Raw genomic sequence first — 10,241 nt, 5'->3', positions numbered from 1 at the left:
GGCGACTGCGTAGAGGTGGCCGACGAGTTCCAGGCCGTCATCCCGGTTCGTGACAGCAAAGCCCCGCACGGCCCGGCGCTGTGCTTCGAAACCGCCTCCTGGACCGCCTTCATACGCGAGTTGAAGGCCGGTCCCGACCGTCCCTGAGCTGGAGGACAACCACCGTGGCGCGAATCTCCCGTCCCGATCTGAACGGCGCCGCCTGGCGCAAGAGCAGCTACAGCAATCAGGCGGGCGGCGACTGCGTAGAGGTGGCCGACGAGTTCCAGGCCGTCATCCCGGTTCGTGACAGCAAAGCCCCGCACGGCCCGGCGCTGTGCTTCGAAACCGCCACCTGGACCGCCTTCATACGCGAGTTGAAGGCCGGACCCGACCGTCCCTGAGGCAGCCGGTTCCCGGCCGTCGTCCGTCTTCCGGGCGCACCGGGCCCTTGTCCGCGAGGGTCCGGTCGGCCACTGACCTCCTCAAAGAACCGGGGAAAGAACTACCCACCCACCCTCCCTCCCCCGCCAGAAGGCGGGCATCACCCGTTCGGGTGAACGGCTTGCAGGGGAGGGATACAGACGGTTACGTTCGCCGCGACAACCGCAAACAGATACGGCCCCCGGCCGGGACTGGCATCCCGATCGAGGGCCTGACCGATCAGGAAGCAGACCCTTCCCAATGGCTGACCCGCAGTCTAACGCGCACGCGCGCGCCGACGCCGCAACTCCGACCTCCGGCGTGATCCACTTACGTACCCGGCTGACAGCCGACTTCACCGTGATCTCCAACGCCCTCGCCCAACGGCGCGGCAGTGCCGTCACGGTCGGTGTGGCGGTGTACATCCTCTCCCTGCCCACCGGCTCCCCCGTGACCATCGCCGCCCTCTGCGAGCACTTCACCGAGGGCGAGATCCTGATCTCGCGGGCGCTCAGGGAGCTGGAAGCCGCCGGCTACCTGGAACGCCGCCGCGAGCGCCTGCCCTCCGGGCAGATCCGCACCCGGACGTACTTCTACGACGTACCCGGCGGCCCGGACGGCCCGCCCGAGCCTCCGAAGCCGCCCCGGCCCCGGGGGTCGTACGCGGCCGAGCAGTCCGCGCCCGCTTCGGCTACCACCACGGACGCGGCACCCGCTTCGGCTACCAACGCGGAAGCAACGCCCGCCCCCGCTCCGGACCAGCCGGAGCAACAGTCGTCGCTCTCCGACATGGCCCCGGAGGCAGTCGCCGTTCTGGCCTCGCTGCGGCGCGTCGATCCACGGCTCGTCCTGTCCGAGCGGGAGGCCGTGCGGCTGGCGCCCGCCGTCGCCGGATGGCTCGCGGCCGGTGTCCCACCCCGCCAGATCACCGAGCTGCTGACTTTACGGCTCCCGGACCACTTCCTGACCCGCCCGGCCGGCATCCTCGCCTTCCGCCTCCGTGAAACACCCCTGCCCGCCCCGCCACCACCGCCTCCTACCGACCACCACGCGGCCTTACTGCCCTTCCAGAACTGCGAGGAGTGTGAGCGTGCCTTCCGCGCGCTTGAGCCAGGGCGTTGCCGCGACTGCCGGACCCATCTGCGTGCCACCGCCTGAGCCGGTGGGCAGGTGTGCTGCCGGCCCTCGGGCGGGAAGCTTGATGTACGACGATGCGAAGCCCGTGGCGGGCACGAAAGCGGATCAAGAGCCGGGACCTGGAGATCCGGCCGGTTCTTGAACGGGACGCGGTGCTCTTCTACCTCGACAACCAGCAGCTTCGCAGTGTCGAGATGGTCGAACGGCTCGAAATGCACCGCGAGGCGATCCACCGGGCTATAGGCCGGGGCGGTCCCGCGGCCTACGCGGTACGGCGCGACCGCGTCGAGCGCACCTGGCCGTGACGAACGGACGGTCCCGGACAGGTCCGGAGACCGTCACGCACTCGCGTCTACTTCGCCGCGGGCGCCCACAGCGCGGCCACGATCTCCATCTGCTTGAGGACGAGGTCGACCGCCTCGCGCTCCTCCTCCGGCGGATAGTCGAACATGGCCAGCACGCGACGGATGCGGGTGCGCAGCTTGGCCCGGACCGGCTCGCGGGAGAGCCAGTCGACGGAGAGGTTCTTCTGGATGTCCTTCACCAGGGACCGGGCGATCTTGGCGAGCGTGTCCTGGCCGCCCTCCATCAGCTCGGCCATGTCCCGGTGGGCGACCGCGTCGTAGAAAGCCAGCTCCGCGTGGCTGAGCGGAGGGTCGAACTGCTCGCCTCGGCGGGCCTCCGCCGACACCTCCTTCGCCAGCGCGGCGAGTTCGGCGATCACCTGGGCGCTGGTGAGCTGCTGGAGCATGTACCGCTTCATCAGGTCGTCGAGGCGCTGGGCGAAGCTCTCGTTCCGGACGACGTTGTGCTTGGTCACCTCGCGCATCTTCTGCTGGATCATCCGGCGCAGGGCTTCGGTGACCAGGTGCGGGGTCTCGGAGTCCTCCAGCCTGCGCAGCTGTGCCTCGTTGAGGCGGGTGATGTCCAGCCGGCCGATCCCGGCCTCCGCGTACAGGTCGGTGATCTCGTCGGCGTCGACGACCGAGGCCGCGAGGGCCTGGAGGTAGCGCTGGACCTCGGCGCTGAGCGGCTCCCCGCTCGCCTCGCGCTGGGCGGCGTCGAGTTTGATCATCCAGGCCCGGACCTCTTTGAAGAACGCGATGTCGGCGCGCCAGTCATCCAGGTCCTCGCAGCGCTCGGCGATCTCGCGGCTCATCGCGCAGAGCCGGTAGAAACGATCGAGTCGGGCAGCGCTGTCCTTGAAGCGGACGGAGAGCGGCTTGGCACCGGGCTCGACCTTGTTGCCGGGGTTCTTCGGGTCGCGGAGGAAGTCGGCGGTAAGGCGCAGTGCACGCTTGCGGGTGTCGGGGCGACCGGTGTCGGCGATCCACTCCCTCCAACGGCTCCCGGCCAGCAGCCCTTTGATGGTCGACAGCTCGTTCTTGACCTCCGTGATGGCCCGCTCGATGTCCGCGCCGAGTGTCTGGTCCTTGCGGTCCTGGTCCGAGTACTCGCGCAGAGCCTTGGCGAGGTTGTCGGTGAGGGGCGCGTAGCCGACGAGGAGGCCGTCCTGCTTGCCTCGGAAGCGGCGGTTGACGCGGGCCAGGGCCTGCATCAGGTTGGCGCCCTGCATCGGGCGGTCCATGTACAGGGTGTGGATGGGCGGCGCGTCGTATCCGGTGAGCAGCATCGAGTGGACGATGAGCAGTTCCAGTTCGTCGTCCGGGTCCTTGGCGCGGGCCTGGACGACCTTCTGCCGGGACGGGCGGAGACCGTGCTCACGCAGGCGCGGCTCGTCGGAGGGTTCGGTGTGGAAGACGATCTTCATCACGCCCTGGTCGGCTTCCTTGCCGACCCACTCCGGCCGGCGGGCTGCCAGTGCGTCGAAGAGCGATACGCAGATGTCCCGCGTCATGCACACGACCATCGCTTTACCGGGGCCGCCGAGGTCCGGCTTGACCAGCTCCCGGCGCTCCTCCCAGTGGGCGATCAGGTCGTCGGCGAGGGTCGCTATCCGGTCGGGGGCGCCGTAGACGGTGTTCATCGTCGTCGCGTACTGGATGGCGCGGCGGCGCTCGGCGTCGTCCATGCCCTCGGTGAGGGTGTTGGCCTGCTCGTCAATCGTGCCCGGGTCGACGTCCTCGGGCAGGTCGACCTCGATGACGCGCGGCTCGTGGTAGACGCGGACGGTGGCTCCGTCGTCGACGGCGCGCTTCAGGTCGTAGACGTCGATGTACTCGCCGAAGACCGCGCGGGTGTCGGCGTCAGCCCTGGAGATCGGCGTGCCGGTGAAGGCGAGGAGAGTGGCGTATGGGAGGGCGTCCCGGAGGTGGCGGGCGTAGCCGTCGAGGCTGTCGTAGTGCGAGCGGTGCGCCTCGTCGACGATCACCAGGATGTTGCGGCGCTCGGAGAGGAGGGGGTGCGACTTGCCGGCTTCCTTCTCCTCCTTGCTCAGGCCGAACTTCTGGAGGGTGGTGAAGACGATCCCGCCGACGTTGCGGCTCTTCAGCTCGGTGCGCAGCTCCTCACGCGTGTTGACCTGGAGGGGCTCCTGCCCGAGAAGGGTCTTGCTGTCCCGGAAGGTGTCGTAGAGCTGGTCGTCGAGGTCGTTGCGGTCGGTGATGACGACGATGGTGGGGTTGTTCAGGGCCGGATGGCGCGAGACGAGAGCGGCCGTCTCCACCATCTCCTCCGACTTCCCGGCGCCTTGGGTGTGCCAGACGACACCGGCCTGCCCGCTCTCGCGGGACGCCTCGACGACCGCGTCCACCGCCTTGTTGACGGCGAAGTACTGGTGCGGCTTCGCGATGCGCTTGCCGGAGAGCGGCTCGCCGGGCTTGGGCGGGGGGAAGTTGACGAAGTTACGGGTGAGGGAGAGGAAGCGGTCCTGCGCGAAGAGGCCGTGGAGGGCGAGGGTGAGCGCGTCCAGGCCGTCGTAGCCCGGGGCGTTGGTGTCGACACGGTTGCCCTCGTGGTCGACGTTCCAGGGCGCGAAGTGCTCGTACGGCGTGAAGACCGTGCCGTACTTGGCGGTTATGCCGTCCGAGACCAGGCAGAGGACGTTGTAGCGGAATGCGATCGGGAACTCCGAGACGTAGGTCTGGAGTTGGGCGTGCGCGGACTTGAGGGTCGCGTTCTCATCGGAGGCGCTCTTGAGCTCGACGACGGCGAGGGGGAGGCCGTTGACGTGGAGGACTATGTCGAAGCGGCGGTGACTGCCGTCGGTCTCCCTGAGGGTGACCTGGTTCACGGCGAGGTAGCTGTTCGCGCCGGGGTCCGTGAAGTCGACGAGACGGACGGTCGGGGTCTGCTCGGCGCCGAACTCGTCGGTGTAGGTGAGGCGAATGCCAGCTGTGAGGTCTCCGTGTGCCTGCCGGTTCTCCGGGTACGCCTCCCGGGAGGCGGGGTCGGTGGCGATGCGCAGCGCCTCTTGGACGGCGGTGGGGGTCAGCTCCGGGTTCAGCCGCTCGATGGCCGACTGGAGCTCGTCGTGCAGGATGAGGTCGTCCCAGTCGCGACGGTGGCCGGTGCCGGGCGCGAGGTCCTTGCCGGGTTTGGTCTGCCAGGCGAGTTGGGCGAGTTCGTCCAGGGCCAGGTTCTCCCAGGTTGACTCGGTCATTTTGGCGTCGAGGTGGGCGGGGATGGGGTGGGGAGCGGTGGGGTGGTGCGTCGTGGCGTGCTCATGGTCGCGGCCACTGGCACTGGTCATACGGCGTCCTCCACGATCTTCTCGGCGTCTCGGACGCGGAGCTTGCCGGACATGAGTTGGGGGAGGAGGGTGTCGCGGAGGGTGGCGAGCTTGAGCGACTCTTGCTCTGCCGCAAGCGCTCTGTCCCACAGATGACCGATTCGAGCGTCGAGCTTCTGCGTCATCGCGACGCTCGGAGTCAGAACTGGCTCGTCAAGGTGTCGGCGCTGAATATGCCCCATCGTGGTCGCTTTGTCAGCAGCAATCGCACGGAACTCGTCGAGCTTGAGCCGGAGAAGCTCTGCAACAAGCCACATCGGTCGATTATCTCTTGGCACCACCTTGAAGATGTGCTGGTTCACGATTGCTTCGGGACGGAACCATCGAGCCACAGTGAGGGATCCCGACCAAGCGAAAAGAACATCACCAGGGCGGGCGAGGTGCTTATCGGGTGCCTGGATGTCATTGTAGACGGTCGAGCCCCCGGGGCCGGAATTGATTTCCGCGATTCTGACCACCATCCGACCCGTACCAGTTGCATCTCTTGTAAAGGCGCGCCCGTTTATGAACAATGCCGCGCTGGAGAGCGCCTCTTGACGGAACTCTCCAGGAGCCTCCGCGTGCGCTCCCAAGCAGCAAGCCGACCTGAGAGAGTCCGCAGTGGCCGCGATGCGCTCGTTGACCGCGATCTTGTCGTCTAGCGCCCCGAGAACACCAACTACACCGTCTTGCTGCACTCGCGAAGGGACCCGCAGCTTGAGCGACAAAATATCGCCCAAGCTGATAAAGTCCGCCATGTCGGTTTGCCCCTTGAGGGCATTCGCCTGAATCCAAAAATCGGTACTCTTGAACCAGTAATACAGATATCGCGCCACCAGTGGACCATCCGCGCGTGGCCGAAAATAACACAACTGCGGACTGTAGGCGAAGCGTGGGCCTTCGCTTGGAATCAAAGCAACTCGACCCACAGTTCCTTTGACGGTGAGGACAATGTCTCCGGGGCGCGAGACCTTTGGGCCAAGATCCCGAGAATGACTCTCCAGGGATGAGCTGAAATCGAATGATCCAACCTTTCCATCCAAGACATCTGCAACCCTCAAAATGGGGAGTGGATCCCGCCCCTGGTTGACCGATCGAGGCCGTCCAGCGCCGACTTCAATCTGATTCTCGTCGACCAACTCTGCAAGCGACACCGTTCGCTCAACCACCGATCCTCCCCAACTGCTCCCGCACCACAGCATCCAACCGCGCCGACTCGTCCAGTTGCTCGAACAGCTCCTTCGTCAGCCGGGCGATCCGCTCCCCCACCGGCTCCGCGTCCGGATCCTCCTCGACCTCCGCCGCCCCCACATACCGCCCCGGCGTCAGCACATAGTCGTGCTTCTCGATCTCCTCCAGCGTCGCGCTGTAGCAGTAGCCCGGAACGTCCTCGTACGAAAGGCCCTTGCCCTTCGCCGACTTGGTGCCCCGCCACGCGTGGTACGTGTCGGAGATCCTCTCCAGGTCCTCCTCCGTGAGGACCCGCTCCGTGCGGTCGACCATCGTGCCCATCGAGCGGGCGTCGATGAACAGCACCCGGCTCCGCCGGTCCTCCAACGCCTTCGCGCCCTGCGGGGACTTGTCCTTCGTCAGGAACCACAGGCACGCCGGGATCGCCGTCGTACGGAACAGGTTGCCCGGAAGCGCGATCATGCAGGAGACCAGGTCCGCCTCGACCATCGCCGCGCGGATCTCGCCCTCGCCCGACTGCTTCGAGGACATCGACCCGTTCGACAGGACCACGCCCGCGCTGCCCCGGTCCCCCAGCTTGGACACGATGTGCTGGAGCCACGCGTAGTTGGCGTTCGACTGAGGCGGAGTGCCGTAGCGCCAGCGCCGGTCGTCCGACTTCCTCGCCCAGTCGGACATGTTGAAGGGCGGGTTCGCCATGACGAAGTCGGCCTTCAGATCCGGCAGCTTGTCGTCCGCGAAGGTGTCCGCCCAGCGGTCGCCGACGCCCTTGGGGTCCATGCCGTGGATGGCGAGGTTCATCTTGGCCAGGCGCCAGGTGCGTTCGTTGGCCTCCTGGCCGTAGATCGCGAGATCGTGCGTGTGGTCCCTGCCGCGCCGCCGCGTGACGAACTTGCCGCTCTGCACGAACATGCCGCCCGAGCCGCACGCCGGGTCGTACACCCGCCCCTCGTACGGCTCCAGCACTTCGACGATCAGGCGGACCACGCTCGCCGGGGTGTAGAACTCACCGGCCCGCTTGCCCTCGGCACGGGCGAACTTCTCCAGGAAGTACTCGTACGTCTCCCCCAGCACGTCCTGGGCCGGACGGTCGCCGTGGCCGGTGAAGCGGGCGTCGCTGATGAGGTCGACGAGTTCCTTGAGGCGGTTCTGGTCGACGTTGTCGCGGTTGAAGATCTTCGGGAGTACGCCGGTGAGAGCCTTGTTGGCCTTCATCACCTCGTCCATGGCCGTGTCGAGGAGTGCTCCGACACCGTCCGCCGCACTGGCCGCGTTCTCCGAGAGGTAGTCCCAGCGGGCCGTCGGCGGCACCCAGAACACGTTCTTCTCGGTGTACTCGTCCTTCTCCTCCAGGAAGGCCGCCCGACGGTGCTCGGGGATCTGGGCCAGCTCGGGATCGGCGGCGAGTTCCTCGCGGCGTTCGGTGAAGGCGTCGGAGACGTACTTCAGGAAGACCAGGCCGAGTACGAACTCCTTGTACTGGGCGGCGTCCATGGAGCCTCGGAGCTTGTCCGCGGCCTTCCACAGGATGTCCTGGATCTCCTTGGTGCTGGAGACACTGAGCAGTTCGCCCTGTCCGGCGGCTGCCGCGGCTCGCTTGCGGGGAGGCATCGTTCCTTCTTCCGGTTCCTGTCGGTGGATGGACTACGTACGTTCTGTGCGCCGGGCGGGCGGGGCGGCGAGGGTGAGCGTGCCGTCCGCCATGCCGGCGATGGTCGAGCCGCGGGCCTCGGCGAGGGCCTTGGCCTGAGCGCGCAGCAGGCGTTCCCTGCGTTCGGTCTCGGCCAGCAGGGCGTCGAAGCGGAACACCTCGTCCGAGTCCAGGTCGGGGAGCTGGTAGTCCTCGATACGGCGGGCCGGGCGTACCGCGCTGGGGCTGCGGCCGGTCCCCCGGGCGGCGCCCAGCAGGGCCGCGAGGACGCGCGGGGTCAGCGGGCGGGCGGTGCCGGGGTTGACGCGCAGGACACGGGCCGGGAAGGCCGCCACCGAGAAGCCCTCGTGGTCGACGTACAGGCCGAGGCGGGGCGTGAGGGTGTAAACGACGTCGCCGGGCTCGGTGAGCGCCACCCGGTCGTACTCGGTGGCCAGGACCAGCCGGTCGATACGGCGTGCGCCGACGGGCCGTTCGCCCGTGATCTCCTCGGGGCCGAGGACCGCGTGGTGGCCGTTCGACGTGAGGTCCCGGTCGTCGACGCGGTGGCCCGGGAGCCGGGTCACCGCGCGTCCGGCGATCAGCTTGCCGAGGGTGGTGCGCCGGGGCAGGCGGTCCACCCGGCGCAGTACGCCGCCTCGGTAGGGGCCCTGCTCGTCCTCGTACGCGCGGGCGTCCGCCGTCGCGCGCTCCAGGCGCGCCTCGGCCTCGGCGACAAGGGCGGGGCGCTCCTTGACCTCGTCGGACCAGATCGCGGAGGCGGGCGGCGCGGGTGGGGTCAGCGGGCCGCCGAAGGCCCGGTCCAGGTCGGCGACGGGGACCACGCGGCCGTAGCGCGGGTCGTGGCCGTCGAGCGTCCGGAGACCTTCCGCGCGCCAGAGGAGAACGTCCTCGGCGAGCCGCACACGCACATCCGCCGTGAGCTGCTCGGAGCTGATGTCGGCCAGCAGGACCTTGCCCTCCGCCGCAGGGACGGGGCCGCGGGTGAGCGTCCACAGCGCGGGACGGTAACCGGGGCGGAAGGGCAGGACACCGCCGGGGAGCGCGATGACGGACTCGACGACGTTGCCGCGCAGGAGGGCGGAGCGGAGCTGGGACGCCTCGGTGTCCTTGAGTCCGTCCACGAGTGCGTCGGCCGGGCCCAGGACGAGGGCCGTGCAGCCGGGGCCGAGGAGGTCGGCGACGCGCTCCACCTCCGCCAGGGCGGCGAGTACGGAACGGTCCTCGCCGGGGCGGTAGGGGAGCTGGGTGATGACGAGGTCCGGGTCCGCGAGGCGTTCTTCCAGGTCAGGGCCGGTCTGGACGTCGAGGTCGAGTTCGCTGACACCGGTGAGGAGGAGGCGGCGGCGGGTGATCCGGGCCAGCCGCTCGTCAGGCTCGGCGGCGAGGACGGTGACGCGCTCACGGTCCTCCGTGTCGTCGAGGAGCGCGGCGAGCAGGTCGCCGGCGCGGGCGTGCGGGTCGGCGAGGGTGAGGGACTCGCCGTGCTCCAGGCGGACGCGGATGTCGGTGAGCTGGGTGAGCAGGCCGCGCAGCTCGGGGGCGACCGCGTGAGCGGCGAGGGAGTCCAGGCCGAGCCGGGAGCGGGCGGCGAGCAGCCACTCGTACGCGCCGCGTTCGTCGTAGGCGGCCTCGACCAGATCCTCGGCGAGGCGGGCGAGCGGGGCCGCAGTGGCGTCGAGGGAACGCAGTTCCCGGAGGACGAAATCGTCCTCCGGGTCGATCCGTTCGGCGCGGCGCCGCACCGCGGACCACAGGGCGGCGTCGGCTTCGGCGTCGGGCCCGTCCGTGCCATCGGTCAGCGACCGGCCGTCGAGCCGGCGCAGGCACAGGAGGCTTCCGAGCGTCTCGACCAGCTGCCACGGCGTGAACCGGTCCCGCAACGCGATGATGCCGAAGAGGGCCAGCTCTGAACGGAGTTCCGTCGGGGCGGCGTTGCCCAGGCCGGTAGTGATCAACCACTGGGCCACCTGGTCACCGTCGAACAGGGGCCTTCCCGAGTTCTCGGACACTGCGGCGGGGAAATCCGGGTAACGTCGGCGCCAAGTGGACACGACGGGACGCCTCACCCGCGCGAAAGCGGCGATATCGGACATCGATACCAACAAGAGGGGCGCAGAGCGGCGGAGTGTCGGGTCCGTTAGACCAGTGACCACGGTGTGCACCCCTCCCCGTTTTCCGGCCTGTCAG

Annotated in this window: 8 protein-coding genes; 4 read left to right on the top strand and 4 right to left on the bottom strand. The window is 68.5% G+C overall.

Annotated elements, in window-relative coordinates:
* The first annotated feature begins 15 nt into the window (after positions 1-15).
* From ACIBCM_RS21770 to ACIBCM_RS21755, 4 genes are all read left to right on the top strand, one after another.
* Positions 16-147: a DUF397 domain-containing protein gene (locus ACIBCM_RS21770; RefSeq protein WP_399245748.1), complete on the top strand. Its 132-nt coding sequence runs from the start codon at positions 16-18 to the stop codon at positions 145-147.
* Positions 148-164: 17 nt separating this feature from the next.
* Positions 165-383: a DUF397 domain-containing protein gene (locus tag ACIBCM_RS21765; RefSeq protein WP_399245579.1), complete on the top strand. Its 219-nt coding sequence runs from the start codon at positions 165-167 to the stop codon at positions 381-383.
* Positions 384-663: 280 nt separating this feature from the next.
* Positions 664-1,560 (top strand): hypothetical protein, encoded by an 897-nt coding sequence (locus ACIBCM_RS21760; RefSeq protein WP_399245577.1) that lies wholly within the window; start codon positions 664-666, stop codon positions 1,558-1,560.
* Between the two features lie 53 nt (positions 1,561-1,613).
* A complete protein-coding gene (locus tag ACIBCM_RS21755; protein WP_399245576.1) occupies positions 1,614-1,844 on the top strand; it encodes a hypothetical protein in 231 nt (76 codons plus the stop codon).
* A 47-nt stretch (positions 1,845-1,891) separates the two neighbouring features.
* On the opposite strand, the gene ACIBCM_RS21750 is transcribed toward ACIBCM_RS21755, so the two are convergent.
* The 4 genes from ACIBCM_RS21750 to ACIBCM_RS21735 all read right to left on the bottom strand — a co-directional run bounded on the left by ACIBCM_RS21750 (position 1,892) and on the right by ACIBCM_RS21735 (position 10,063).
* Positions 1,892-5,191: a type I restriction endonuclease subunit R gene (locus ACIBCM_RS21750; protein ID WP_399245574.1), complete on the bottom strand. Its 3,300-nt coding sequence runs from the start codon at positions 5,189-5,191 to the stop codon at positions 1,892-1,894.
* Positions 5,188-6,045: a hypothetical protein gene (locus ACIBCM_RS21745; RefSeq protein WP_399245572.1), complete on the bottom strand. Its 858-nt coding sequence runs from the start codon at positions 6,043-6,045 to the stop codon at positions 5,188-5,190. The genes ACIBCM_RS21750 and ACIBCM_RS21745 overlap by 4 nt, the downstream gene beginning before the upstream one ends.
* 325 nt (positions 6,046-6,370) lie before the next feature.
* Complete coding sequence (locus ACIBCM_RS21740) at positions 6,371-8,011, bottom strand: type I restriction-modification system subunit M (RefSeq protein ID WP_399245570.1); 1,641 nt, start codon at positions 8,009-8,011, stop codon at positions 6,371-6,373.
* A 33-nt stretch (positions 8,012-8,044) separates the two neighbouring features.
* The gene (locus ACIBCM_RS21735) at positions 8,045-10,063 is read right to left on the bottom strand and encodes a hypothetical protein (protein WP_399245568.1); all 2,019 of its coding nucleotides are present in this window, start codon (positions 10,061-10,063) and stop codon (positions 8,045-8,047) included.
* Positions 10,064-10,241: the final 178 nt, after the last annotated feature.

It is taken from the genome of Streptomyces sp. NPDC051018, assembly GCF_044456085.1.
Classification (GTDB): domain Bacteria; phylum Actinomycetota; class Actinomycetes; order Streptomycetales; family Streptomycetaceae; genus Streptomyces.
This window is presented reverse-complemented; position numbering and strand designations above follow the sequence as displayed.

What these genes read in the sequence shown, in the direction of transcription:
- ACIBCM_RS21760 (WP_399245577.1), top strand. Translation starts at nt 664, where the DNA reads ATGGCTGACCCGCAGTCTAACGCGCACGCGCGCGCCGACGCCGCAACT.
- ACIBCM_RS21755 (WP_399245576.1), top strand. Translation starts at nt 1,614, where the DNA reads ATGCGAAGCCCGTGGCGGGCACGAAAGCGGATCAAGAGCCGGGACCTG.
- ACIBCM_RS21750 (WP_399245574.1), bottom strand. Translation starts at nt 5,191, where the DNA reads ATGACCAGTGCCAGTGGCCGCGACCATGAGCACGCCACGACGCACCAC.
- ACIBCM_RS21740 (WP_399245570.1), bottom strand. Translation starts at nt 8,011, where the DNA reads ATGCCTCCCCGCAAGCGAGCCGCGGCAGCCGCCGGACAGGGCGAACTG.